This is a genomic window from Solwaraspora sp. WMMD791 (genome assembly GCF_029581195.1).
Lineage (GTDB): Bacteria > Actinomycetota > Actinomycetes > Mycobacteriales > Micromonosporaceae > Micromonospora_E.
The window spans coordinates 1426129-1452522 of the sequence record NZ_CP120737.1 but is presented as its reverse complement, the minus strand read 5'-3'; the positions used below and the strand labels follow the sequence as shown (position 1 = coordinate 1452522).

The following is a 26394-nucleotide window of genomic DNA, read 5'->3' as shown; positions in this document are numbered from 1 at the left end:
AGGCGAGAGGGTCAGACCGAGCGCGGTGGCGATTCCCGTGGCTACCGGCCAGCCGACCGACCTGCGTTCCGTCGCGACGACGGTGCCGGTGACCGGCGAGGCGGCAACTGGTCCTCGTCGACCGGAGCACGCCAGCGCGGCACCGACACCAGCCGCAGCGACCGCAACCCGCGTCACGACGACCGACGGGGTGGTGAGCGGCGTACCGGTGGCTACGGTGACAGCGGACGAGCGCCGCGGCCCGAGGGCCAACGGTGGTCGGATCGCGGCGGTGCCGGTCGACAAGGCGAGCAGGGCCGTCCTGACGCCCGTGGCGAGCGGGCGGCCAGGCCCAGCTACGCCGACCGCCGACCATCGGGCGGTGACCGGGACCACCGGGCGGGCGATCGCCGGCGGTACGACGACGATCGTCGTCGGTTCGACGGTGACCGGCCGCAACGGCCCCGTTCGGGGGCGAGAGCCGACACCTCGGCGGCGCCGGGTTCACGATCCGTCGACGACGAGACGGTGGCCTCAGGGGGCGAGCGCGCGGCAGCACCGGAGCTGACCGACGACATCGTCGCCACCGATCTGCACGGCGAGGTGCGGGCCGAGCTGCTGGGCCTTGCCCGCCCGGTGGCGGAGACGGTCGCCCGGCACCTCGTCGCGGCCGGCCGGTCGATCGACGAGGATCCAGATCTGGCCCTGGCTCATGCCCTGGCCGCCCGGCGTCTCGCGTCCCGGATCGCGGCGGTACGCGAAGCGGTGGGACTTTCCGCCTACCGCGCCGGCGACTGGCCGACCGCCGTGGCGGAGCTGCGTACGTACCACCGGATGTCGGGCCGGCAGACGCACCTCGCGGTGCTGGCCGACTGCGAACGGGCGCTGGGCCGCCCGGAGCGGGCGATCGACATCTTCCGGGGCGCCGACCGTGCGGCGTTGGATCAGGAGTCGGCCATCGAGTTGTTGATGGTGGCCGCCGGTGCCCGTGGCGACCTGGGTCAGCCCGAGGCCGCAGTGGCGATGCTGCAGGTCCGGGAGTTGACTGCCGATTCGGACCAGGCATGGTCCGGCCGGTTGCGCTACGCCTACGCCGACGCGTTGCTGCAGGCCGGTCGCAAGGACGAGGCCCGGGAGTGGTTCGCCCGGGCAACCGAGGCCGACGTGGACGGCTCCACGGACGCGGCCGAGCGGCTGCTGGAGCTCGACGGGGTGGTACTGACCGGCGACGACGGGTCCGACGACGACGTGGTCGGCGCCAACGCCGCCGGCCCGGATACGGACACCCGGACGCAGCGCGCCGACCAGCCAGCTGTCGATACGGCACCGGAGGAATCGGTGCAGTCGCTGCCGGAGGAATCGGTGCAGGACCAGACGGCACCGGAGCGGCCGGAGCCGGCCGCCGGTGCTGAGCCCTCGCCCGTGGCCGAGTCGCCGTCGACGGCCGGGCCGTCGGCCGAGGACCCGACACGATGACGTCGACCGGTACTGCCGCCGGGCACCGGCCGGGCCTGTCTGCTGACTGCGACCTGGTCATCTTCGACCTGGATGGCGTGATCTACCTGATCGACCGGCCGATCCCTGGCGCAGTGGACGCCGTGGACCGGCTGCTCGGTATGGGGTTGCCGGTGGCGTACGCCACGAACAACGCCTCCCGGCGCCCGGCCGATGTGGCCGGGCTGTTGTCCGGGATGGGTGTGCCGGCGACCGAGGCGCAGGTGCTCACCTCTGCCGGCGCGACCGCCTCGGTGCTCGCGCAGCGCTACGGGCCGGGCACGAAGGCCTTGGTGGTGGGGGCTGACGCGCTGCGTCAGGAGATCCTCGCCGCCGGGTTGGTGCTGGCGGCGGCCGACGACCAGCCGACGGTGGTGGTCCAGGGGTACGGCCCTGACGTCGGCTGGGCCGATCTGGCCGAGGCGTCGGTGGCGATCCGGGGCGGTGCCGACTGGGTCGCCACCAACACCGACCGTACGCTGCCCAGCGGTCGTGGCCCGCTGCCCGGCAACGGGTCGCTGGTCGCGGCGTTGCGCACCGCGCTGGACCGGGACCCGGACCAGGTCGTCGGCAAGCCGGAGCCGGGCCTTTTCGTCGCCGCGGCGCAGCGCGTCGGCGCGCAGCGTCCACTGGTCGTGGGTGACCGGCTGGACACCGACATCGAAGGGGCGAACCGGGCCGGTATGGCCAGCCTCCTGGTGCTGACCGGGATCAGCGACGCCCAGGAACTGCTCGGTGCGCCACCGGCCCGCCGCCCCACGTACGTCGCGGCGGATCTGCGCGGCCTGTTCGATCCGGCGGCGGCGCGGCCGATCGACGGCGGCGGTGCCGGTACGGACGACCCGACGGCCGAGGCAGGTTGGCGGGTACGCGGCGGTGCTGACGGTGTCGGTCTGATTCTCGACGGGTCCGGTGACGGCACCGGCGGTGCGATGGCGGCACTGCGGCTGTTGTGCCGGGCGGTGTGGCGCGACGGAGGGCCGCCGGGACCGATCCGGCCCGGATCGGACGCGGCCGGATTCGCGTTGCGGGAACTCGGACTGGGGTGAGCCGCCGGGCGCGCCACTGTGGCCGGTAGCTGCGGGCCTTCAGAGCAGCTTGCGTAGCTTGAGCAGGTCGAACGGGCTCGCGCTGACCGACAGCCGACGACTGGCGAGGGCACGGCCTGCATCCAGGTCGCCCCGGACGAGGGCAAGCAGGTCGTCACTGCCGATGCTCATGGCGATCTTCGCCTTGGGGTCGTCGCCGTCGGCGATGTCGACGAGCCGCCCACCGGTCAGCCGTGCGTGGAACGCGGCGCCGAGGTCGGTGATCCGGCAGGCCAGGGTGCGGTCCAGGTTGACCCGGTCGCGGACCTCGTCGGCGTTGTCCGCGAGCCGGGCGGCGAGCTCGCGCAGCGCCTGACGGCACTCGTCGACGCTGGCCATCGCACCTCCCAGGTCAGGTGGGGTCGTCCCGCGACCGTGCGTGGGGGCGGCACGCCGGGCGCTCGTACTGGCACCGTACCGCACTGTGCCGGCGCGTCCCGGTAGCGTGGCGATCGAACATTCTTCGCGGTGAAGGAGTGGGACATGCGTGACGCCTGGCGGGCGTACCTGGAACTGGCCCTCGGGCTGACCGAGGCGTCCCGGAAGAAGGCGGAGCAGACCGCGCGGTCGCTGGTGGGCAAGGGCGGGGCCACGGCTGCGCAGTTGCAGGCGATGGCCGAGGACCTGTTCACAGCCGGGACCGCCAATCGGGAGTCGCTGACCCGCTTGGTCCGGGTCGAGGTCGATCGGGCGTTGGACGCGGTCGGGCTGGCCAAGGCCGACGAGGTGGCTGCCCTTCGGGAGCGGATCCGCCGGCTCGAGGCCGACGTGGAACAGGCACGGGCGCGTACCGCCGCCGCGACCGCCGCCGCAGCGACCGCTGAGGCGTCCTTGCCGGCTGCGGGGCCGGGTGCGCCGGCCACCGCCGCGTCACCCGCCCCGGTGGCAGGCAAGGCGGTGGCGAAGAAGGCCGTCGCCACGAAGGCCGTCGCGAAGAAAGCGGTGGCGAAGAAGGCGGTGGCGAAGAAAGCTGTCGCGAAGGAACCCGGTGCCGGCCCGGTGGGTGGGCAGTGACCGCCCCGGGGCCGTTTCGTCCGGTGCCGATGCCGCCGCCCGGCAACCGTGGACCCGCCACGGTGGCGGGCCCGGACATGACCACGACCGACCCGGTGGCCGAGCCGGTGCCCGGCGACCCGGCGGCACAGCAGACCGGCGACCCGGCGGCACAGCAGACCGGCGACCCGGCGGCACAGCAGACCGGCCACCCGGCGGTGGACGCGGCGGTCCAGGCGATTCGCAACGCCGCCGGGCTGCCGCCCGCCGACCAGATCGCGCAGTACGAGGCGGCACACGGCACCCTGCAGGAGACGCTCGCCACGATCGACCAGGCCTGAGCGTGGACACGATGCCGGAGATCCATGGCACGCCGTAACCGTCTCGACGTCGAACTGGTCCGTCGGGGCCTCGCCCGGTCCCGGGAGCAGGCCGCCGAGTTGATCACGGCCGGCAGGGTCGAGGTCCGCGGTGTCGCGGCCGGGAAGGCGGCCGCGATGGTCGACCCCGCCGACGCGGTCCGGGTCCTGGGTGACGATCCGGCCCAGGGGTACGTCTCGCGTGGCGCCCACAAGCTCATCGGTGCGCTGGACGGTACCGGTGTACCGGTCGTGGGCCGGCGGTGCCTCGACGCCGGTGCCTCCACCGGAGGGTTCACCGACGTACTGCTGCGGCGCGGCGCGGCCGAGGTCGTCGCGGTCGACGTCGGTTACGGCCAGCTGGCCTGGTCGCTGCGGGGCGACGATCGGGTACGGGTGCACGAACGAACCAACGTCCGCAACCTCACCACCGACCAGATCGGCGGTGCGGTCGACCTGACGGTCGCGGACCTGTCGTTCATCTCCCTGCGTCTGGTGCTACCGGCGCTGTGGGCGTGTACGGCGCCCGCCGGCGATCTGCTGCTCATGGTCAAACCGCAGTTCGAGGTGGGCCGCGACCGGGTCGGCAGCGGCGGGGTGGTACGTGATCCGGCGCTGCGCGCCGAGGCAGTGCACGAGGTGGCCCGGGCGGGTGAGCGGCTCGGGCTCGGCGTGGCGGCGGTCGTGGCCAGCCCGCTGCCCGGTCCCCGGGGCAACGTCGAGTTCTTCGTCTGGTTCCGGGTCGGCGCACCGCCCGCCGAGGCACAGCAGATCCGGGCTATCGTCGACGCCGGTCCGGCGACGGAGGAAGGTGGAACGCGGTGAACGCGACAGTCCCGACCGGCGGTGCCCCGGTGGTGCCGTCGAGCGTCCGGTCGGCGCTGCTGGTGACCCACACCGGGCGCCAGCGCAGCACCGACCACGCCCGTACCGTTGCCGCCGACCTGATCGAGGCCGGTTTCGGGGTCCGGGTGATCGCCGAGGAAGCCGACGATCTGGACCTGCCGGGTGTGTCACCGGTCAGCGGGCCGGATGCCGCCGTCGGAGTGGAGATCGTCTTCGCGCTCGGCGGCGACGGCACCTTCCTGCGGGCTGCCGAGCTGGCCCGGCCGGCGAAGGCCCCGCTGCTCGGCATCAATCTCGGCAAGGTGGGCTTTCTCGCCGAGGCCGAGATCGGTGACCTCGACCGGGCGGTACGGCAGGTCGTCGCCGGTGAGTACACGGTGGATGAGCGGTTGACCCTGGACGTGCGGGCCGAGTTGGAGCACGGGGTGATCATCGACTCGTGGGCGCTCAACGAGATCAGCGTCGAGAAGGGGCAGCGTGCCCAGATGCTGGAGTTGATGGTCGACGTGGACGGTCGGCCGTTGTCGCGCTACGGCGCCGACGGTGTGGTGTGTGCCACCCCGACCGGTTCCACGGCGTACGCGTTCTCTGCGGGCGGGCCGGTCGTGTGGCCAGAGGTCGAGGCCCTGCTGCTGGTGCCGATCAGCGCGCACGCCCTGTTCAGCCGCCCGCTGGTGACCGCGCCGAGCTCGACGTTCGTGATCACCGTCGACCCCTACACCACGTTCGCGGTGCTGTGCTGCGACGGGCGACGGGTCTACGACCTGCCACCCGGAGCGCGGGTGACGGTCCGCCGGGGTGACCTGCCGGTACGGGTGGTCCGGCTGCATCCTCGGCCGTTCAGTGACCGGCTGGTCGCCAAGTTCGACCTTCCGGTGAACGGCTGGCGGGGAAACCGCCGCTGAGCGGGCCCCGGGTGGTCAACGTCGCCCCCCGCTACTACTGTCGGTGGCTGTGCTGGAAGAGCTGCGCATCACCGGGCTGGGCGTCATCGAGGACACCACGCTGCCGCTGACCCGTGGCATGAACGTGATTACCGGCGAGACGGGTGCCGGTAAGACGATGGTGGTGACCGGTCTCGGGTTGCTGTTCGGGGGCCGGGCCGACGCCGGGCGGGTCCGCGCCGACCCTGGCCGGGCCATCGTGGAGGGCCGGCTGCGGCTGGTCGGCGCGACCGGGGCGGCGGTGCACGGGCGGATCGCCGACGCGGGGGCGGAACCGGACGACGACGGTGTCCTGCTGCTGAGCAGGACGGTCACCGCTGAAGGGCGGTCCCGTGCCCACGTCGGTGGTCGCAGCATGCCGGTCTCCGTACTCGGCGAGATCGGCGACCAGGTCGTCGCCGTGCACGGGCAGTCCGACCAGCTGCGGCTGCTGCGCCCGGCGGAGCAGCGGGCCGCGCTCGACCGGTTCGCCGGCGCCGAGCACGAGAAACTGCTCGACACCATGCGGGAGGTGCACGGCCGGTGGCGGCAGGTCAGCGACGACCTGGCCGACCGGCGGCGCAACGCGCGGGAGCGCAACCAGGAGGCCGATCTGCTGCGGCTGGGCCTGGACGAGATCACCCGGGTCGATCCGCAGCCGGGCGAGGAGGCCGAACTCAAGGCCGAGGCGCAACGTCTGGAGCACGCCGAAGGGCTGCGGGCCGCCGCGCAGGTGGCGGTGCTGGCGCTCGCCGGCGGGTCCGATGCGGCCGACGACACGCCCGACGCCACCGGCCTGCTCGGGGCGGCCCGCCGTGCGTTGGAGGCCCAGGCAGGGGTGGACCGGCTGCTCGGTGATCTCGCGGGCCGGGTGACCGAGGCGGCGACCCTGGTCGGTGACGTCGCCGCGGAGCTGTCCGGTTATCTCGCGGCCCTCGACGCCGATCCGCAGCGGCTGCAGGCCGTCTACGAGCGGCGGATGGCGCTGCGCGGGCTGACCCGCAAGTACGCCGACGATGTCGACGGGGTGATCGCCTGGGCGCAGCGGGCCCGGGAGCGGCTGGCTGACCTGGACACCTCCGACGAGCTGCTCGACGAGCTCGACCGGGAACGGGCCCGGCTCGCCGACGAGGTGGCGGAGCTGGCCAGCCGGGTGTCGGCCGCCCGCCGGTCGGCGGCGGTGCGCTTCGCCGAGCAGGTCAGCGTGGAGCTGGCCGGATTGGCGATGCCGCACGCCCGGGTCGAGGTGGTGGTCCTGGCCCGCCCGCCCGGCCGGGGCGAACCGACGCTGACCGTCGACGGCGTCGAGGCCGGTGTCGGCCCGGACGGTGCCGACGAGGTCGAACTGCGGTTGTTGGCGCATCCGGGCGCTCCGGCGTTGCCGCTGCAGCGGGGGGCCAGCGGGGGTGAGCTGTCCCGGGTGATGCTGGCGATCGAGGTGGTGTTCGCCGGTGCCGGAGGGCCACCGACGCTGGTCTTCGACGAGGTCGACGCCGGGGTCGGCGGTCAGGCGGCGGTGGAGATCGGTCGACGCCTCGCCCGACTGGCCCGTAGCCATCAGGTGCTGGTGGTGACGCACCTGCCGCAGGTGGCGGCGTTCGCGGACCGGCATCTGGTGGTCGCGAAGGACACCGGGGGAGCGGTCACCACCAGCGGCGTACAGGTCGTCGAGGACACCGACCGGGCCCGGGAGCTGGCCCGGATGCTGGCTGGTTTGCCGGATTCGGACCTGGGTATCGCGCACGCGGAGGAGCTGCTCGCGGTCGCCGCGCGGGAGCGGCGCGGCTGACCCCTGACCGGCCGGTGCGTCGGTGCGGTGCGTGGGCAGCGTGTCGGCGGTCGGGCCCGTCCGGGGCGTGCTGCGGTGCCGACAGACGGGCGGCGATGTGGTTCGCTAGAACAGGGACGTGCCGGACCGGGCGGCCGGCCGCTCCCACCGGCCGCGACGCGGCGGGCATGTCGTGCCGGATTCCGCTGCCCCACATGCCAGGATGGTGAGGATGCGTCTACCCACCTTGCGCCGGGCCCGGACTGCCGAGCCCGGGACGATCTCCGGCACCGCGCGGCTCGACCGCCGGACGAAACGGCTGGTCGGGCGACTGCGGCCGGGTGACATCGCGGTCATCGACCACGTCGATCTGGACCGGGTCGCCGCGGACTCGTTGGTAGCGGTCGGGGTGGCTGCGGTGCTCAACGCCAAGCCGTCAGTGTCCGGCCGATACCCCAATCTCGGCCCGGAGGTGCTGATCCAGGCGGGGATTCCGCTGGTGGACGATCTCGGCGAGGACGTGTTCGACAAGGTCCGTGACGGTGACACGGTCCGGATCGACGGTGCCACGGTTCTGGTCGGTGACGCGCAGGTGGCCTCCGGGGTACGGCAGGACGCCGATTCGGTGGCCCGGTCGATGAGCGAGGCCAGGGAGGGCCTGTCGGTCCAGTTGGAGGCGTTCGCCGCCAACACGATGGAGTACCTCAAACAGGAGCGGGATCTGCTTCTCGACGGTGTCGGCGTGCCGGAGATCGAGACCCGCATCGCCCGTCGGCACTGCCTGATCGTGGTCCGTGGCTACGACTACAAGGCCGATCTGGATGTGCTGCGGCCGTACATCCGCGAGTTCAAGCCGGTGCTCATCGGGGTGGACGGCGGTGCGGACGCCCTCGTCGAGGCCGGCTACACCCCGGACATGATCATCGGTGACATGGACTCGGTGACCGACGACGTGCTGCGCTGCGGCGCGGAGGTCGTCGTGCACGCCTACCCGGACGGCCGGGCACCCGGCATGGACCGGGTCCGTGAGCTCGGCGTGGAGGCGGTGACCTTTCCCGCGGCAGCCACCAGCGAGGACCTGGCGATGCTGCTGGCTGACGAGAAGGGCGCCACCCTGATCGTGGCGGTCGGTACGCATGCCACCCTGGTGGAGTTCCTCGACAAGGGCCGGGGCGGGATGGCCTCGACGTTTCTGACCCGGCTCAAGGTGGGCGGTAAGCTGGTCGACGCCAAGGGCGTCAGCCGGCTCTACCGGCAGAGCATTTCCGGATCGTCGCTGCTGCTGCTCGTGCTCTCCGCAATCGCCGCGATGGCGTCGGCCGTCGCGGTTTCCACGGTCGGCCAGGCCTATCTCGGAGTGGCTTCCGAGTGGTGGGACAATTTCGTCTTCCAGGTGGGGCAGCTCTTCTGACGGACGGGGCGGCTCCGCCAGCGGAGACGGGCCTGGTAAGAGCGCGGACGGAGCAACCGGTCACGCGCAGACGGATCGGAGAAGGCGGCAAGTGTGATCAACTTCCGTTACCACGTGGTGTCGCTCACGGCGGTGTTCCTCGCCCTGGCGATCGGCCTCGTCGTAGGCACCGCCGCGTTGAACGGCCCGGTCGCCGATTCTTTGAGCGACAACGTGAATGCTCTGCGCAAAGACAACACCCAGTTGCGGGAGACCGTCAACAGCCTGCGCGAGGAAGTCGACCGCGAGGAGGACTTCGTCGCCGAAGCCGCGCCGATCCTGCTGGCCGACAAGCTCGCCGGCCGGCGACTGCTGGTCATCTGCCTGCCCAGCGGCCGGGACCACGCCGAGGGGGTGGTCGCGGCGCTGGACATGGCCGGGGCGACCGTGACCGGTCGCATCGACGTGCAGGACAAGTTCGTCGATCCGGACAACGGTGTCAACCTGCTCGAACTCGCCACCGCCGCAGCCCGGCCCACCGTGCCCACCACCGGACTGCCCGGCAACAGCGACGGCGTCGAAACCTCCAGCGCGCTACTGGCCAGCGCCTTGCTGGACCGTGCCGAGCAGCCGGCGGTCGACCCGGCGGATCTCGCCGCCGTGCTCGACGCGTACGGCGACGCCGGCTACATCACGGTCGAGACGCCGGTCACCGGCCCCGCGGAGGCCGTCGTCGTGGTCAGCGGTCAGCCGTACGTCGACCGGCAGGCAGCCAAGAAGGACGCGGCCGTGGTGACCATGGTCGTGCAGTTCGACCGCAACAGTCAGGTGGTGGTGGCCGGCACCGGATCCAGCGACGGCAACCTGATCTCGGCGGTACGCGGCGATCCGACCCTCACCCAGTCGATCTCCACCGTCGACAACGGCAACACCACGGCCGGGCAGGCCGTCACCGCTCTCGCCACCGCCGAGCAGTTCACCCTCGGGCAGGCCGGGCACTACGGGCTTGGCGCCGGTGCCACGAGCCTGATGCCCAAGCGCCCCGAATAGCACCCCGGAGCAGACCCTGATGTTGACCCGTGGCCCGCTGGGCCTGTCGCTGGCCGCCGCCGTCGGGGTGGTCGCCGCCCGGGCGGCGCTGCGTACCACCCGCCGGGTGGCCCCGCGTGGCGTCCTGGACCGCACCAACTTCCGTGGCCGTACCGTGAGCCTGGCCGGCGGTCCGGCGTTGGCCGTCGGCGCGTCGGCGGCCGCCGCCCTGGGCGCCGGACATCCGGCGGGTGCCGCCGCCGCGCTGGTCGCTGGCGTCGGGGCCGGTGCCGTCGGTCTCTACGACGACATCGTCGGTGCCCGCCCGGACCAGCGGGCGGCCAAGGGCTTCGCCGGTCACCTGGCGGCGCTGCGACGCGGACGGGTGACCAGCGGATTGGTCAAGATCGTCGGGGTCGGAGCGACCGGGGTCGCCGCCGCCGCGCTGCTCTCCGCCGACCGGCGCCGACCCACCGGCCATCCGGCGGTCCGCGGTGCCGACCTGCTGCTCGGTGCCGGGGTCATCGCCGGCATGGCCAACCTGGTCAACCTGCTCGACCTGCGGCCGGGACGGGCCGCGAAGGCCGGGCTACTCGTGGCCGGACCGCTGCTGACCGGTCCGTCGGCCGGGACCGCCGCCGGCACCGCCGGCGCGGTCCTCGGTCTGCTGCCCGACGACCTCGACGAGCGGGTGATGCTCGGCGACTGCGGTGCCAACTCCCTCGGCGCCCTGCTCGGGGTGGCCCTCGCCCAGCGCAGCGGTCCGCTCGGTCGGGCCGCCGCACTGGGCGTGATCGCCGCCCTGACCGCGGCGAGTGAGCGGGTCAGTTTCACCCAGGTCATCCAGCGCACCGCCGGGCTCCGGGAGCTGGACGCGCTGGGTCGCCGGACCCCCTGACCGGCGCCGGCGATGACCAGTCGGGCGATCGCCACCCGGGTCGCCGGTGCGGCCACGGTGATCGCGGTGCTCACGGTGGCCAGCCGGCTGGTCGGGTTCGGGCGGACCGCGGTCTTCGCCTGGTCGGTCGGCCCGACCACGCTGGGCGACATCTACCACGCGGCGAACACCATCCCGAACATCGTGTTCGAGATCGTCGTCGGCGGCGCGTTGGCGAGCCTGGTGGTGCCCCTGCTGGCCGGCGCGGTCGCCGCCGACGACCGTGACACTGTCTCGGCCACCACATCGGCCCTGCTCACCTGGACGTTGAGCCTGTTGGTCCCGTTGGCGGTGCTGCTCGCGGTGGCCGCCGGGCCGATCATCCGGCTGCTCGCCGAGGACGGCGGCGCGGACCAGATCGACGCCGGGGTGCTGATGCTGCGCCTGTTCGCACCGCAGCTGCCGCTGTACGGCGTCGCGGTGGTCCTCATCGGGGTGCTGCAGGCCCACCACCGGTTCGCCTGGCCGGTCCTCGCACCCTTGCTGTCCAGCGTCGTCGTGATCGGCACCTACCTGACGTTCGCGGCCGCCGAGGGCCGGCTGGCCGACCTGCCACAGGTCGGCGCCGCCGGACAGACCCTGCTCGCGGTCGGTACGACCGCCGGGGTGGCGGTGCTGTCGTTGAGCCTGATGATTCCACTGCGCCGGCTGCGGCTGCGGTTGCGGCCGGCGGTGCGCTTCGTCGGCGCGGCCCGCACCGCCGTCGGCGGGTTGGCGACGGCCGGTGCGGTCACCGTCGGCACCCAGCAGGTCGCCCTGCTCACCGCGGTCTGGCTCTGTCTGAACTGGGGGGCGCCGGACGGCGCCGTCGTGCTGTTCGCCCTGGCCCAGACCGTGTTCCTGCTGCCCTGGTCGGTGCTGGCGGTGCCGTTGGCGACCGCCGCCTACCCGACAATGGTCGCCGCCCACGGCAGCGGTGACCACGACGGCTACCGCGCCGCCCTCGCGCCAGCGGCCCGCCTCGTGGTCCTCCTGGCCAGCTTCGGCGCCGCCGCGCTGGTCGCCGTCCGGGTACCGGCTGCGGCGTTCCTCGTCCCGCCGGACCAGGCCGGCGCGCTGGCGGCGGGGATCGGCGGGTTCGCGCCGGGGCTGATCGGCTACGGACTGTTCGCCATCGGATCCCGGGCGCTGTACGCCGCCGGTCGGCCCGCCGCCGCCGCAGGCGCGGTCGCCGCCGGCTGGAGCGCGGTGATCCTCAGCGCGGTGCTGCTGGCCACGGCCCTGCCCGACACCGACCGGGTGCTGGCGTTGGCGGTGGCCAACGCCGTCGGCCTGTCGGTGATGGGGGTGCTGCTGGTGGCGGCGCTGCGGCGGGTCGGTGGCGCGCCGGTGCTCGCCGGCCTCGGCCGGGCCACCGCGATCGGCCTCGGCGCCGGGGCGGCGGCGGCGGTCGCCGGCGGCCTGGTCGCGGTCGGGACCGGGCCGGGTACGGCCCCCCCGACGGCAACCGGCGCGGTCTGGCAGGGCATGCTGTCGGGAGCGACCGCGGTGGTGGTCTTCCTCGCGGTCTGCCTGCCACTGGATCGCCACGATCTGCGCCCGACGATCGCCAGGGCGCTCCGGCGGGTCGCGGCCCGCGCCCGGCCGGGCGGGAAGGGGACGGAGACACCGTGAGCGACGTGACGCGGACCGACTGGGCCGGCACGGTGCTACTGCTGCTCGGCTCGAGCACCGGCGGTGTCGGACAGCACCTGACGTCGCTGAGCGCCGGACTGGTCGGCGGCGGTGCCCGCGTGGTCGTGTGCGGCCCGCATGCCACCGAGGAACAGTTCGGCTTCACCGCCACCGGCGCGACCTTCGTACCAGTGGAGATCCCGGCCAGCCCGACCCTGGCGGACGCGGCAGCGGTCCGGACCCTGCGACGGGTCCTCGCCGCGAACCCGGTGGACGTGGTGCACGCGCACGGGCTGCGGGCCGGTCTGGTGGCCGTACTGGCGCGCCCGTCCGCACCGGTCGTCGTCACCTGGCACAACACCGTGATGGCCGGGGGGCTTCGCGGTCGGCTGTCGCGGTGGGCGCAGCGCCGGGTGGCCCGGTCCGCCCGGATCACCCTCGGCGCGTCGCCGGACCTGGTGGCGCAGGCGACGCGGCTGGGGGCGCCGGACGCCCGGCTGGCCCCGGTGGCCGCCCCCGAACTGCCACCACCGACGCGTAGTCGCGCCGCCGTACGGGCCGAGTTCGGTGTCGGTCCCCGGCAGCCGCTGGTGCTCTCGGTCGGGCGACTGCACCCGCAGAAGCGCTACGACCTGCTCGTCGACGCCGCAGCCCGCTGGCGTGAGCTGGATCCACCGGCTCAGGTGGCGATCGCCGGTTCCGGTCCGAGTTACCTGGCGCTGGCCGCGCAGATCTCAGCGGTACGGGCCCCGGTCACCCTGCTCGGGCACCGTACCGACGTGGCCGACCTGCTGCTCGGTGCCGACCTGGCGGTCGTGTGCAGCGACTGGGAGGCCCGGCAGCTGTTCGCTCAGGAGGCGCTGCGCGCCGGCGTACCGCTGGTGGCCACCGGGGTCGGTGGAGTACCCGAACTCGTCGGCGACGCCGCGGTGCTGATCGCACCCGACGACGTCGACGCACTCGACACCGCGGTGCGGGACCTGCTGCGTGACCATCAGCGGCGGGCGGACCTGGCCGGCCGGGGGCCGCTGCGGGCCCGGTCGTGGCCCACCGAGGCCGACACCGTCGACGGCGTCCGGGCCGTCTACCGGGATCTGACCGGCGAGCGTGGCCCCGCCGGTGGGCGGACCACATCGAGTAGCCGTACCGACCGTGGCGCCCGGGGCGAGCAGATGGGCGAGGGGTCCGGCTGATGCGCCACCGGCTCGTGCCGCTCCTGCTGATGTCGGTGCTGCTCGCCGTCGCGGCGGCGGCGCTGGCCGACCGGCCCGCGGTCGGTACCTCCGGACGCACCGCCGACTACGTGATCGTCGTCGGGGTGCCCGGGCTGCGCTGGGACGACGTCGACCAGGCCACCACTCCGGCGCTGTGGCGCCTCGCCGAGGGCGGCTCGATCGCCTCGTTGTCGGTACGCAGCGCCCGGCGTCCGACCTGTCCCGCAGACGGCTGGGTCACCCTCGGGGCCGGCACCTACGCCGCCGCCGAGGGCAGTGGGGTCGATTCTGCCGGAGACTGCGTCGAGCAGCCGGTGACCGTGGAGCAACCCGACGGCATCGGTGGTTACCTGCCGTCCCAGGCGGCGACGGTGCGGCTCAACCAGGAACGGTTGGCCTGGGGGGCGGTGCCGGGTGCGCTGGCCGAGTCGGTCCGCTGCACGGTTGCGGTGGGTCCGGGTGCCGCGCTGGCCGCCGCGAGGCCCTTCGGGCGGGTCGACCGGTACGAGCCCGAACTTCCCGAGGACTCGCGGGACCTGCTCGCCTCCTGCGTACTGTCGATCGTCGACGCCGGGGTGGTCGCTGGCACCGACCCCGCCGAGCGGGCCGAGTCGGCCCGTCAGGCGGACGCGCGGCTGGCCCGGGTGCTGGCGGCCAGGCCTGCCCGGTCACTGGTGCTGGTGGCCGGACTCGCCGACACCGGCACCAGCGACCGCCTGCACGTCGTAGCCGCCGACGGACCGGGCTGGCAGGACGGCTGGATCACCTCACCGACCACTGGCCGCGACGGGTACCTGCAGTTGGTGGACCTCGCGCCGACCGCCTTACAGGTGCTCGGCCGGCAGCAGCCGGACGGGCTGTTCATCGGCCAACCGGCGAACGCGGTACCGGGCAGGCCAGCCGATCTGGCGACAGCCATCGCGGCCCCGGCCGACGCCGACCGGGCGGCGCGCGCCCAACGGCAGGCGTCGAACTGGTTCTTCGGGCTGCTCGCCGGGTTCCAGAGCCTGCTCGCCGTCGCCGTGGTACCACTGCTGCGGCGGGTCCGGCGCACCGCCGGACGACCCGGACCGGATCCGGTGGTCCGTCGGGCCGGCGCGGTGCTGGAGGTGCTGCTGATCGCCGCCGCGTTGGCGATCCCGGCGGCGTTGCTGGCCGACGTGGTGCCCTGGTGGCGCAGCGCGCATCCAGGTCTGCTGCTGGTCGGGATCACGCTGGTGGCGGTCGCCGCCGCCACGGCCGCGGTACGGATCAGTGGACCGTACCGGCGCACCCTCGGGCCGATGGCGGCGGTCGCGACGATCGCGGCGGCGGTGGTGGCCGCCGACGTGCTGACCGGTTCCCGGCTGCAGCTCAACGGCGTCACCGGGTACTCGGCGACCGAAGGGGGGCGCTACGCCGGTCTCGGCACCATCGGCCTGGGTGTGCTGATCGCCGGGACGTTGCTGGCCGCCGGCTGCCTGGCCCAGCGGGTCCGCCGGACCTGGCGGGTCACGGTGGTGGTCGCGATCGGCGGCGCGGCGGTCATCCTGGTCGGCAGCCCGTACCTGGGTGCCGACCCGGTCGGGGCGATCGCGTTGACCGCTGGGGTGAGTATCGCGGCGGCGATCAGCACCGGCGGTTGGCTCAGCCTGCCCAGGGTGGCCTGGGCGACGATCGCCGGCCTGGTGGTGACCGCCGGGTTCGCGCTGCTCGACCTGCAACGGCCGGAGACCGAGCGGGGCAGTCTGGGCCGGTTCCTCGCGGCGCTCGCCGACGGCACCGGTGGGTTGACCCTGCACCGTTCCTCGTCGGCGAACATGGCGACCCTGCTGGGCAGCCCGTTGACGATCCTGGCCCTGGTCAGCGCGGCGTTGGTCTGGTTCGGCCTGCTGCAGTCCTGGGGTGGGCTCAAGCGGCTGTTCGGCATCTACCCGGCGGTGCGCGCGGCGATGGCGGGAATCGCCGTGTCGTCGGTGATCGGTGGTGGGTTGGCAGGTGCCGCGCTCGACGTCGCCGGCGCGGCGGCGGCGGTCACCGTACCGATGGCGACGCTGCTGGCGTTGCGGGTGCTGGGCCACTCGGCGGACCGGACCCGACCGACGATCGGTCCCGACCCGCAGGGCACCGAATCCGGCGGCACCGGGTCGGGCCCGCCGACGGCCCCCGAGGTCGACGAATCCGCTGGTTCGGCAGGTGTTACCGTGGAGTCCCGTGGATCGCGCCAGCAGCTTCATCAGTGACGCGCCGGTCTGCACGACCAGTCAGACGACCCACGGGAGCACGCCTTGGCCCCTTCGACACAAACGGTACGGCACATTTTCGTCACCGGGGGCGTCGCGTCCTCACTCGGTAAAGGGCTGACCGCGTCCAGCCTGGGCAACCTGCTCACTGCCCGGGGGCTGCGGGTGGTGATGCAGAAGCTCGACCCGTACCTGAACGTCGACCCCGGCACGATGAACCCCTTCCAGCACGGCGAGGTGTTCGTCACCGAGGACGGCGCGGAGACCGACCTCGACGTGGGGCACTACGAACGGTTCCTCGACCGCGACCTGTCCTGCAAGGCCAACGTCACGACCGGCCAGATCTACTCGGCGGTCATCGCCAAGGAGCGCCGGGGCGAATACCTCGGCGACACCGTGCAGGTCATCCCGCACATCACCAACGAGATCAAGGCACGGATCCGGGCGATGGGCGAGCCGGACGAACAGGGCCTGGTGCCGGACGTGGTGATCACCGAGGTGGGCGGCACCGTCGGCGACATCGAGTCGTTGCCGTTTCTGGAAGCGATCCGCCAGGTCCGTCACGACGTCGGCCGGGACCGCTGCTTCTACCTGCACGTGTCGCTGGTGCCGTACCTGGTGCCGTCCGGGGAACTGAAGACCAAACCGACGCAGCACTCGGTGGCCGCTCTGCGCAGCATCGGTATCCAGCCCGACGCGATCGTCTGCCGCTCCGACCGGGAGATCCCCGACAAGCTCAAGCACAAGCTCTCGCTCTACTGCGACGTGGACCGCGAAGCGGTGATCGCCGCGCCGGACGCCCCGAGCATCTACGACATCCCGAAGGTCCTGCACCGGGAAGGGCTCGACGCCTACGTGGTGCGGCGGCTCGGCCTGTCCTTCCGGGACGTGGACTGGAGCAGCTGGGACGACCTGCTGGAGCGGGTGCACCACCCCCAGCACACGGTCACCGTGGCGCTGGTCGGCAAGTACGTCGACCTGCCCGACGCGTACCTGTCGGTGTCCGAGGCGATCCGGGCGGCCGGGTTCGGACACCGGGCCCGGGTGCAGGTCCGGTGGGTGCCCAGCGACGAGTGTGTCAGCCCGAACGGCGCCGCGGCCGCGCTGGCCGGCGTCGACGGCATCGTCATCCCCGGCGGGTTCGGCGTCCGGGGTATCGAGGGCAAGATCGGCGCCGCCCGGTACGGTCGGGAGAACGGCATTCCGGTGCTCGGCCTCTGCCTCGGCCTGCAGTGCATGGTGATCGAGGTGGCCCGCAACGGTGCCGGCCTGGTCGGTGCCAATTCGGCGGAGTTCGACGAGGACGTCGAGCATCCGATCGTCGCGACCATGGCCGATCAGGAGCAGATCGTCGCCGGCCGGGGCGACCTGGGTGGCACGATGCGCCTCGGCGCCTATCCGGCCCGGCTGGCCGAGGGGTCGATCGTGGCCCGGGCGTACGGCACCACCGAGGTCAGCGAGCGACACCGGCACCGGTACGAGGTGAACAATGCCTACCGCGAGGTGCTGGAGAAGGCCGGTCTGCGGATCTCCGGCACCTCACCGGACGGCCGGCTCGTCGAGTTCGTCGAGCTGGACCCCGCCGAACATCCGTTCTTCGTCGCGACCCAGGCCCATCCGGAGCTCAAGAGCCGCCCGACCCGGCCGCACCCGTTGTTCCACGCGTTCGTCGGTGCGGTCATCGTCTACTCCGAGGCCGACCAGCTGCCGGTGGACCTCGGATCCTCCGGCGGCCAGTCGTGACACCCGACCCGGCGGCGGAGCCCCACGTCTACCAGGTACGGCAGCGCACCGACAGGTTCACCGGTCCCATCTTCTCGGTCGTCAGCGACGACGTGACGATGCCGGGCGGTGGCGTGGCGAGGCGTGACTACGTGCGCCACGTCGGCGCGGTCGGGGTGGTGGCGCTCGACGACGCCGGCGGGGTCGTGCTGGTCCGCCAGTACCGCCACCCGGTCGGGCGTCGCCTGTGGGAGTTGCCGGCCGGACTGGTCGACGTCCGCGGGGAGGATCTGCCCTCGGCGGCCCTGCGGGAGTTGGCCGAGGAGGCCGACCTGCAGGCCGGGCGACTCGACCTGCTCGTCGACCTGCACACCTCGCCGGGCTGTTCGGACGAGACGATCAGGATCTTCCTCGCCCGCGACCTGTCGCCGGTGCCGCAGCCGCAGCGGCACGACCGCCGTGACGAGGAGGCCGAGATGCAGGTCCGCGTCGTCGATCTCGACGAGGCGGTGCGGATGGTCCTGGCCGGTGCGGTCACCAACGCGGCGGCGGTGGCCGGGCTGCTGGCCGCCGACCGCGCCCGGCGCACCGGCTGGGCGGCGTTGCGTCCGGCCACCGACCCGGGACCGCGTTGACCGGCGGTGCCGCTCCCGGTACCGGGAGCGGCACCGCCGGTCAACGCGGGGCACCCGACTGACACATCGTCAACTCGGGACGGCATCGACTGCCAACGTGTGGGCCAGTGGCGGTGCCCGGCGGCCCTAGACTGCGCCGAGTACGGACGGGCAGCGGTGCCTGCGGAAGAGGTGGCGGCGACGTGTTGGTGGGAATTCCCCGCGAGGTCAAGAATCACGAGTACCGGGTGGCGGTCACTCCGGCCGGCGTCCACGAGTTCGTCCGGGCCGGGCACCAGGTGATGATCGAGGCCGGCGCAGGTGCCGGCTCGGCGATCACCGATGACGAGTTCGCCGCGGCCGGGGCGACCATCGTGGCGACGGCGGACGACGTGTGGGCGGCCGGCGAGCTCATCCTCAAGGTCAAGGAGCCGATCGCCGAGGAGTACCACCGTATGCGGCGCGGCCAGGTGCTGTTCACCTATCTGCACCTGGCGGCCTCCAAGGAGTGCACCGACGCCCTGCTGCAGCAGGGCGTCACCGGGATCGCGTACGAGACGGTCGAGACCGCCGACGGCGCGTTGCCGCTGCTGGCGCCGATGTCCGAGGTCGCCGGTCGGTTGGCCCCGCAGGTCGGCGCGTACCACCTGATGCGCTCCGGTGGCGGTCGCGGCGTCCTGATGGGTGGGGTCTCCGGTGTCTACGCCGCCAAGGTGGTGGTCATCGGGGCCGGGGTGTCCGGCATGAACGCCGCCGCGATCGCCCTCGGCATGCAGGCCGAGGTGCTCCTGCTGGACCGCAACATCAACAAACTGCGGCAGGCCGACGCGATCTACCAGGGCCACCTGCAGACCGTGGCGTCGAACACCTACGAGGTCGAGCGGGCCGTGCGTGACGCGGACATGGTGATCGGCGCGGTGCTGGTCCCCGGCGCGAAGGCACCCAAGTTGATCTCCAACGAGCTGGTGTCCCGGATGAAGCCCGGCAGCGTGCTCGTCGACATCTCGATCGACCAGGGTGGGTGCTTCGAGGACTCCCGGCCCACCACCCACGCCGATCCGGTCTACCGGGTGCACGAGTCGGTTTTCTACTGTGTGGCGAACATGCCCGGTGCCGTCCCGCACACGAGCACCTACGCGCTGACCAACGTGACCCTGCCGTACGCCCTCGAACTGGCCAACCACGGCTGGCGCGACGCGCTGCGCCGGGACCGGGCCCTCGCCGCCGGTCTGAACACGTACGACGGCGGGCTCACCTACGGCCCGGTCGCCGAGGCGCACGGTATGACCAGCCGGCCGTTGACGGAGGTGCTCGGCTGATCGACCACGACGACGCCCCGCCCGAGCGACCCGTCGACGCGCTGCACCGTGCCGTCCGTGGCTACCTGGACCACCTGGCGGTGGAACGCGGGTTGTCCCGCAACACGGTGCAGTCCTACCGTCGTGACCTGGAACGCTACCGGGCGGCGCTCGCCGCGACCGGCGTCCGGGACCTCGCCCAGGTGCGACCCGAGCGGATCACGACCCACCTGGCCACGCTGCGGGCCGGCGGCGACGGGCAGGCACCGCTGTCGGCGGCGTCCACCGCCCGGGCGGCCAGCGCGATCCGGGGCCTGCACCGGTTCGCCGCCCGGGAAGGGTACGCCGGCGTCGACGCCAGCCGTGACGTCCGCCCGGCGTTACCGCCCCGCCGGCTGCCCCGCGCGCTCGACGTGGACCAGGTCGAGCGGTTGCTGACCGCCGCCGGAGCCCTCGACGGTGCCGGTACGCCGTTGGCCGTCCGTGACCGCGCGTTGCTGGAGTTCCTCTACGGCACCGGAGCGCGGATATCCGAAGCCGTCGGCGCCGCCGTCGACGACCTCGACCTCACCGCCGCGGTGGTGCTGCTGCGCGGCAAGGGTGGCCGGCAACGTCTGGTGCCGGTCGGTCGGTACGCCGCCGACGCGCTGCGCGCGTACCTGACCCGGGTGCGTCCCGGGCTCGCCGCCACCGGCCGTGGCAGCCCGGCGATCTTCCTCAACGCCCGGGGCGGACAGTTGTCCCGGCAGAGCGCCTGGACCGTGCTGCGGCGGGCCGCCGAACGGGCCGGGCTGCCGGTCGACGGGGCGCATGCGGTCTCGCCGCACACCCTGCGCCACTCCTACGCCACCCACCTGCTCGACGGTGGCGCGGACGTCCGGGTGGTGCAGGAGCTGCTCGGCCACGCGTCGGTGACCACCACCCAGGTCTACACCCTGGTGACCGTCGACCGGCTCCGTGAGGTGTACGCCACCTCGCATCCCCGTGCCCGGCGTTGATCCGCAGGCAGGTGACGGGGCGTGCCGGGTCGACACGCCGGGCCGGTGCCCGCCACGCCACCGCCCGGTGGCGTACAGTCGGGCAACGGCGCGGCTTTCGTACGGCGGCAGGCGAAGGCCCCGCAGCGGCGACGCCGCTGCAGACGCCGGTCGGCTCCGGCGCCGAGCAGTCGTCGGGAGGGGGCGCACAGGACATGGCGGGCAACAGTGACCGTGCCGAGGCGTGGACCTCGACGCTCCGCGAACAGCAGGCCGGGCTCGATCTCAGCGCCGAGCTCGGCCCCGCCGATCCGACCGCGTACACCACGCGCAAGCCGATCCCGGAGCCGATGCCGACCGACCGGCACGGCCCGGCCCGGGTCATCGCGATGGCCAACCAGAAGGGCGGCGTCGGCAAGACCACCACGACGATCAACCTCGGTGCGGCGCTGGCCGAGTACGGCCGCAAGGTGCTGCTTGTCGATTTCGACCCGCAGGGCGCACTGTCGGTCGGCCTCGGGGTCAATCCGCACAATCTGGACCTGTCGGTCTACAACCTGCTGATGCAGGACGATGTGACCGCCGAGGACGTGTTGATCAAGACCGACGTGGCCGGGCTGCATCTGCTGCCGGCCAACATCGACCTGTCGGCCGCCGAGATCCAGCTGGTCAACGAGGTCGCCCGGGAGATGGCGCTGGCCCGGGTGCTCAAGTCGATCCGCAAGGAGTACGACTTCGTCCTGATCGACTGTCAGCCGTCACTCGGTCTGCTGGCGATCAACGCGTTGACCGTGGCGCACGGTGTGCTGATCCCCCTCGAATGCGAGTTCTTCAGCCTGCGCGGCGTGGCGCTGCTGCTCGACACCATCGACAAGGTCCGCGAACGGCTCAACTTCGACCTGGAGCTGGAAGGCATCCTGGCGACCATGTACGACAGCCGCACCACGCACTGCCGGCAGGTGCTGCAGCGGGTCGTCGAGGCGTTCGGCGACAAGGTCTACCAGACGGTGATCACCAAGACGGTCAAGTTCCCCGAGTCGACCGTCGCCGGCGCGCCGATCACCAGCCTCGACCCGGCGTCGTCCGGTGCCCGCAACTACCGCCAGCTCGCCCGCGAGGTCATCGCGCACCACGCGGAGCGCTAACCTGCGGTGCAGCTCGCCCAGCAGGTGCACTACGGTCGACTGGTGAGTGCACCGACGGCCGCCGAGGTGGCGACGCAGCCGGCGGCCCCGTCGTCGCCCGGCGCCCCCGACGTCGCCGGTGCGGCCCCGGCCACCGAGGGGACCGGGTTCACCGTACGGTTGGCGAACTTCACCGGCCCCTTCGACCTGCTGCTGCAGCTCATCGGCAAACACAAGCTGGACGTCACCGAGGTGGCGCTGCACCAGGTCACTGACGAGTTCATCGCCTACATCCGGGCGATGGGCGACGACTGGGACCTCGACGAGGCAAGCGAGTTCCTGGTCATCGCGGCCACCCTGCTCGACCTCAAGGCCGCCCGGCTGCTACCCGCCGCCCAGGTCGAGGACGAGGAGGACCTGGCGCTGCTGGAGGCCCGGGACCTGCTGTTCGCCCGGCTGCTGCAGTACAAGGCCTTCAAGGAGGCCGCAGCGCACATCGCCGAACTGGAGACGGCCGGCGCCCGCCGCTACCCGCGGTCGGTCACTCTGGAGGAGCGCTACGCCCAGGCCCTGCCGGAACTGGTGCTCGGCGTCGGCCCCGCCCGGTTGGCCAAGCTGGCGATCAAGGCCATGACGCCACGGGTGGTGCCGGTGGTCTCCATCGACCACGTGCACCAGGTGCGGGTCAGCGTACGGGAGCACGCCACCCTGCTGCGCGACCGGCTGCGCCGGATCGGCACCGCCACCTTCGAGACGCTCTGCCTGGACTGTGAGTCCACCCTGGAGGTCGTCGCGCGGTTCCTGGCGTTGCTGGAGCTGTACCGGGAAGGTCTGGTCGGCTTCAGCCAGGAGCAGGCGCTGGGCGACCTCACCGTACGCTGGACCGGCGGCGCGCACGGGGGAGCGGAGCTCACCGTCGACGAGTACGCCGGCCAGCCGGCGGAGACCGACACCGCGACGACGTCCGCCGCGCCGTCAGATCCCAGCGGGCCGGACGCCAGGCAGGAGGAGGCTTCGTGAACAGCGACGAGCAGCCCGACTCGCTCGCCGAGCAGGCAGCGGCCTGGGTGCCCCCGTGGGCGCGGGCCACCGTACCGTCGCAGAGCGCCGCCGCCCCGGAGCCGGCACCGCCCCCCGCACCCGTGCCCGAGGCGGTCCCGGCGGCGGAGCCACCCGCCGTGCCCGACGGGCAACCCGAGCCCGAGCCCGAGCCCGAGCCGGAGCCGGCGGCCGAGCCGGAGCCCGAGGCGCCGCCAGCGCCGACCGCCAGGTCGCAGCCGGTACCTGAACCGGCACCGGTGGCACCCGCCGCGCTGGCGTTGCTCGACGACGCCGAACTCAGACCGGCGATCGAGGCGATCATGCTGGTGGTCGACGAACCGGTGGCCGAGAACGTGCTCGCGCAGGTGCTGGAACAGCCGACCGAGCGGGTCGGCGCGATGCTGCGGGAGATCTCCGACAGTTACACCGCCGCCGGACACGGGTTCGACCTGCGGCGGGTGGCCGGCGGCTGGCGACTCTACACCCGCCCCGAGTACGCGCCCTATGTCGAGCGGTTCGTTCTCGACGGGCAGTCGGTGCGGTTGACCCAGGCCGCGCTGGAGACTCTGGCGGTGGTCGCCTACAAGCAGCCGGTGACCCGGGGCCGGGTCTCGGCCATCCGGGGCGTCAACTGCGACGGGGTCATCCGGACCCTGACGTCGCGGGGGCTGATCGAGGAGTGCGGCAGCGAGCCGGAGAGCGGCGCCTACCTCTACCGTACGTCGACGCTGTTCCTGGAGAAATTGGGGTTGAACAGCGTCGAGGAGCTACCCTCGCTGGCGCCGTTCCTGCCCGACGACGTGGAAGAGATCGCCGATGCCCAACGATGACGACAGTGGTGTGCAGCGCCTGCAGAAGGTGCTGGCCGCCGCCGGCGTCGGCTCCCGCCGCGCCTGCGAGGACCTGATCTTCCGACGGCGGGTGACCGTCGACGGGCGGGTCGCCGAACTGGGCGACAAGGTCGACCCGCGCAACGCGGTGATCCACGTCGACGGCGAACGGATCGTCACCGATCACCGGCTGGCGTACCTGGCGATGAACAAGCCCCGCGGCGTCGTGTCGACGATGGCGGACGAGAAGGGCCGTACCGCGCTGTCGGATCTGCTTGACCGGGTCGACCAGCGGGTCTACCACGTCGGCCGACTGGACGCCGACAGCGAGGGCCTGCTGCTGCTGACCAACGACGGGACGTTGGCGCACCGGCTGATGCACCCCTCGTACGGTGTGCCGAAGACCTACCTGTGCGAGGTCGCCGGGCCGGTCCCCCGGGCGGTGGGCCGCCGGTTGCTCGCTGGCGTCGACCTCGACGACGGGCCGGCCAAAGTGGACAAGTACGCGCTGCTCGACACCCTCGGTCGGACCGCCCAGGTCGAAGTGGTGCTGCACGAAGGGCGCAACCACATCGTCCGGCGGCTCTTCGAGGAGGTGGGGCACCCGGTCTCCCGGCTGGTCCGGACCGCCATCGGACCGATCCGACTCGGCGACCTGCGGCCCGGTCGGACCCGGCGGTTGAACAACGCGGAGGTCGCTGCCCTGTTCGCAGCGGTCAGTGACTAGCCAGGCATGATGGAGCCCGTTGGTGGGCACCCGGGAGGGTGTGTGCCGACCCCACCTCGGTGGGACTGCCGGGGACAGTGGTGCGGGTGAGAGGAGCGACGGTGGCTGAGCAGGAACGGACCGGGCAGTTTGTGGTAGCGGTGGATGGTCCGTCCGGATCGGGTAAGTCGACCGTCTGCCGTCGCCTGGCCAGCGCGACCGGTGCCCGGTACCTGGACACCGGCGCGATGTACCGGGCCGTCACCTGGGCGGTGCTGCGTTCCGGCGTGGACCCGCACGATCCGGACGGGGTCGGCAAGGTCGCCGCCGACGTCGCCCTGACCGTCGGCACCGACCCGACGGACCCGCACATCAGCGCCGACGGCGTCCCGGTCGACCGCGAGATCCGCGGCGCCGAGGTGACCTCCGCGGTCTCCGCGGTCGCCGCCGTCGCGGCCGTCCGGGAACGGATGGTCGCCGAACAGCGGGCCCTCATCGCCGCCCACGCGCCGATCGTCGTCGAAGGGCGTGACATCGCCTCGGTCGTCGCCCCGGACGCCGACCTCAAGGTCTACCTGACCGCGTCGGCCGAGGCCCGGGCGATGCGCCGCAGCGCCGAGACCGCCGCCGACGTGGCGGCCACCGCCCAGGCGCTGGCCCGCCGCGACCAGCTCGACTCCAACCGGGCGGTGAATCCGCTGCGGCAGGCTCCTGACGCGGTCGTGCTGGACACCACCGCACTGGGCATCGACGAGGTCGTCGACCAGCTCCGTCACCTGCTCGCCGCCCAGGTCGCCCGGTGAACGCCGAGGCGGTGCCGGAGGAGTTGACCGACCCGACCGCGCCGGTGCCGGTGGTCGCCGTCGTCGGACGACCCAACGTCGGTAAGTCCACACTGGTCAACCGGATCATCGGTCGTCGGCAGGCGGTCGTGGAGGACGTACCGGGAGTCACCCGGGACCGGGTGCCCTACGACGCCAACTGGTCCGGTCGGCAGTTCACCATCGTCGACACCGGCGGCTGGGAGCCCGACGCGCGGGACCGGGCCGCCGCCATCGCGGCGCAGGCCGAGGCCGCCGTCGCCACCGCCGACGTGGTGCTGTTCGTGGTGGACGCCACGGTCGGCTCGACCGACGTCGACGAGGCCGCCGTCAAGATGCTGCGGCGCAGCGCGAAACCCGTCCTGCTGGTGGCGAACAAGGCGGACAACACCACCGTCGAACTGGAGGCGACCAGCCTGTGGTCGCTCGGCCTCGGCCAGCCGTACCCGGTCTCCGCACTGCACGGGCGCGGCTCCGGTGACCTGCTCGACGCGGTCCTCGACGCGCTGCCCGACCCGCCGCCGGTGGCCGAGCCGGGCGGGCCGCGTGGCCCACGGCGGGTGGCGCTCGTCGGACGACCCAACGTCGGCAAGTCCAGCCTGCTCAACCGGCTCGCCCGGGAGGAACGTGCGGTCGTCGACTCGGTCGCCGGAACGACCGTGGACCCGGTCGACAGCATCGTGGAGATCGGCGGCGAACCGTGGCAGTTCGTCGACACCGCCGGGTTGCGTAAACGCGCGAACCGGGCCAGCGGTACGGAGTACTACGCCAGCCTGCGTACCGCCGGGGCGATCGAGGCCGCCGAGGTGGCCGTCGTCCTGCTCGACGCCAGCGAGACCCTCAGCGAGCAGGACCAGCGGGTGCTGTCCATGGTCGTCGAGGCCGGTCGGGCGTTGGTGATCGCATTCAACAAGTGGGACCTGGTCGACGCCGACCGGCGCTACTACCTCGAGAAGGAGATCGAACGCGACCTGCGTCGCATCCCCTGGGCCATCCGGGTCAACATCTCCGCACGGACCGGTCGCTCCGTGGAGCGGCTGGCCCCGGCGTTGCGGACCGCCCTGGCCAGCTGGGAGACCCGTATTCCGACCGGGCAGCTCAACCAGTGGATCACCGCCCTGGTCCAGGCCACCCCGCACCCGGTACGCGGCGGCCGGGCTCCGCGTATCCTCTTCGCCACTCAGGCAGGAGTCGCCCCGCCCCGGTTCGTCCTGTTCACCACGGGTCCACTCGACGCCGGCTACCAGCGGTTCGTCGAGCGGAAACTGCGCGAGGAGTTCGGTTTCGAGGGCACCCCGATCGAGGTGTCGGTGCGTCCCCGCAAGCAGGTCGGCCCCGGCGGGCGGGGCAAGGCCCACGGCTGACCGGCGGGCCCGGCCGCCGGGTAGGGGTCGTGTCGTCCGGA

23 protein-coding genes and 1 pseudogene are annotated in these 26394 nt (G+C 72.9%); 23 read left to right on the top strand and 1 reads right to left on the bottom strand.

Annotation, left to right across the window (positions count from 1 at the left end; all coding sequences use genetic code 11):
- Window positions 1–597: 597 nt before the first annotated feature.
- Both O7623_RS06205 and O7623_RS06200 read left to right on the top strand, forming a co-directional pair.
- A complete protein-coding gene (locus O7623_RS06205; RefSeq protein ID WP_282229334.1) occupies window positions 598–1455 on the top strand; it encodes a tetratricopeptide repeat protein in 858 nt (285 codons plus the stop codon).
- The gene (locus O7623_RS06200) at window positions 1452–2522 is read left to right on the top strand and encodes an HAD-IIA family hydrolase (protein WP_282227626.1); all 1071 of its coding nucleotides are present in this window, start codon (window positions 1452–1454) and stop codon (window positions 2520–2522) included. The genes O7623_RS06205 and O7623_RS06200 overlap by 4 nt, the downstream gene beginning before the upstream one ends.
- A gap of 39 nt (window positions 2523–2561) precedes the next feature.
- On the opposite strand, the gene O7623_RS06195 is transcribed toward O7623_RS06200, so the two are convergent.
- The gene (locus O7623_RS06195) at window positions 2562–2900 is read right to left on the bottom strand and encodes an SCP2 sterol-binding domain-containing protein (protein WP_282227625.1); all 339 of its coding nucleotides are present in this window, start codon (window positions 2898–2900) and stop codon (window positions 2562–2564) included.
- A gap of 144 nt (window positions 2901–3044) precedes the next feature.
- Here O7623_RS06195 and O7623_RS06190 point away from each other — a divergent pair, with 144 nt between their 5' ends.
- From O7623_RS06190 to der, 21 genes and pseudogenes are all read left to right on the top strand, one after another.
- The gene (locus O7623_RS06190; protein WP_282227624.1) at window positions 3045–3575 is read left to right on the top strand and encodes a hypothetical protein; all 531 of its coding nucleotides are present in this window, start codon (window positions 3045–3047) and stop codon (window positions 3573–3575) included.
- A gap of 77 nt (window positions 3576–3652) precedes the next feature.
- Window positions 3653–3895, top strand: a complete 243-nt coding sequence (locus O7623_RS06185; protein WP_282227623.1) for a hypothetical protein — start codon at window positions 3653–3655, stop codon at window positions 3893–3895.
- A gap of 24 nt (window positions 3896–3919) precedes the next feature.
- Window positions 3920–4738, top strand: coding sequence for a TlyA family RNA methyltransferase (locus tag O7623_RS06180; protein ID WP_282227622.1), 819 nt, complete (start codon window positions 3920–3922; stop codon window positions 4736–4738).
- Window positions 4739–4767: 29 nt separating this feature from the next.
- Entirely contained in the window at window positions 4768–5664 is an 897-nt protein-coding gene (locus O7623_RS06175; RefSeq protein WP_282229333.1) for an NAD kinase, read from the top strand.
- Window positions 5665–5713: 49 nt separating this feature from the next.
- A complete protein-coding gene (gene recN / locus O7623_RS06170; RefSeq protein ID WP_282229332.1) occupies window positions 5714–7471 on the top strand; it encodes a DNA repair protein RecN in 1758 nt (585 codons plus the stop codon).
- Window positions 7472–7682: 211 nt separating this feature from the next.
- Window positions 7683–8861: a putative cytokinetic ring protein SteA gene (steA, locus tag O7623_RS06165; protein WP_282227621.1), complete on the top strand. Its 1179-nt coding sequence runs from the start codon at window positions 7683–7685 to the stop codon at window positions 8859–8861.
- Between the two features lie 93 nt (window positions 8862–8954).
- Entirely contained in the window at window positions 8955–9890 is a 936-nt protein-coding gene (locus O7623_RS06160) for a copper transporter (protein WP_282227620.1), read from the top strand.
- A gap of 19 nt (window positions 9891–9909) precedes the next feature.
- Window positions 9910–10767 carry a hypothetical protein gene (locus tag O7623_RS06155; protein WP_348775130.1) on the top strand — a complete coding sequence of 286 codons (858 nt, stop codon included), beginning with the start codon at window positions 9910–9912 and terminating at the stop codon, window positions 10765–10767.
- A gap of 12 nt (window positions 10768–10779) precedes the next feature.
- Entirely contained in the window at window positions 10780–12420 is a 1641-nt protein-coding gene (locus tag O7623_RS06150) for a lipid II flippase MurJ (protein ID WP_282227619.1), read from the top strand.
- Window positions 12417–13613 carry a glycosyltransferase family 4 protein gene (locus tag O7623_RS06145; RefSeq protein WP_282227618.1) on the top strand — a complete coding sequence of 399 codons (1197 nt, stop codon included), beginning with the start codon at window positions 12417–12419 and terminating at the stop codon, window positions 13611–13613. The genes O7623_RS06150 and O7623_RS06145 overlap by 4 nt, the downstream gene beginning before the upstream one ends.
- Window positions 13613–15715, top strand: a pseudogene (locus O7623_RS06140) (hypothetical protein); the annotation flags it as partial. The gene O7623_RS06145 and the pseudogene O7623_RS06140, both read left to right, overlap by 1 nt.
- 186 nt (window positions 15716–15901) lie before the next feature.
- A complete protein-coding gene (locus tag O7623_RS06135; protein ID WP_282227616.1) occupies window positions 15902–17599 on the top strand; it encodes a CTP synthase in 1698 nt (565 codons plus the stop codon).
- The gene (locus tag O7623_RS06130; protein WP_282227615.1) at window positions 17596–18213 is read left to right on the top strand and encodes an NUDIX hydrolase; all 618 of its coding nucleotides are present in this window, start codon (window positions 17596–17598) and stop codon (window positions 18211–18213) included. The genes O7623_RS06135 and O7623_RS06130 overlap by 4 nt, the downstream gene beginning before the upstream one ends.
- A 182-nt stretch (window positions 18214–18395) precedes the next feature.
- Window positions 18396–19511, top strand: coding sequence for an alanine dehydrogenase (ald, locus tag O7623_RS06125; protein ID WP_282227614.1), 1116 nt, complete (start codon window positions 18396–18398; stop codon window positions 19509–19511).
- On the top strand, window positions 19511–20488 hold the full coding sequence (locus O7623_RS06120; RefSeq protein ID WP_282229331.1) for a site-specific tyrosine recombinase XerD: 978 nt from the start codon (window positions 19511–19513) through the stop codon (window positions 20486–20488). The genes ald and O7623_RS06120 overlap by 1 nt, the downstream gene beginning before the upstream one ends.
- Before the next feature lie 194 nt (window positions 20489–20682).
- A complete protein-coding gene (locus O7623_RS06115) occupies window positions 20683–21612 on the top strand; it encodes an AAA family ATPase (protein ID WP_282227613.1) in 930 nt (309 codons plus the stop codon).
- A gap of 42 nt (window positions 21613–21654) precedes the next feature.
- Window positions 21655–22611 carry a ScpA family protein gene (locus tag O7623_RS06110; RefSeq protein ID WP_282227612.1) on the top strand — a complete coding sequence of 319 codons (957 nt, stop codon included), beginning with the start codon at window positions 21655–21657 and terminating at the stop codon, window positions 22609–22611.
- Window positions 22608–23462, top strand: a complete 855-nt coding sequence (gene scpB / locus O7623_RS06105) for an SMC-Scp complex subunit ScpB (protein WP_282227611.1) — start codon at window positions 22608–22610, stop codon at window positions 23460–23462. The genes O7623_RS06110 and scpB overlap by 4 nt, the downstream gene beginning before the upstream one ends.
- Window positions 23449–24189: a pseudouridine synthase gene (locus O7623_RS06100; RefSeq protein WP_282227610.1), complete on the top strand. Its 741-nt coding sequence runs from the start codon at window positions 23449–23451 to the stop codon at window positions 24187–24189. Before scpB ends, O7623_RS06100 begins: the two co-directional genes overlap by 14 nt.
- A 101-nt stretch (window positions 24190–24290) precedes the next feature.
- Window positions 24291–24971, top strand: a complete 681-nt coding sequence (gene cmk / locus O7623_RS06095; protein ID WP_282227609.1) for a (d)CMP kinase — start codon at window positions 24291–24293, stop codon at window positions 24969–24971.
- A complete protein-coding gene (gene der / locus O7623_RS06090; protein WP_282227608.1) occupies window positions 24968–26353 on the top strand; it encodes a ribosome biogenesis GTPase Der in 1386 nt (461 codons plus the stop codon). Before cmk ends, der begins: the two co-directional genes overlap by 4 nt.
- Window positions 26354–26394 lie beyond the last annotated feature (41 nt).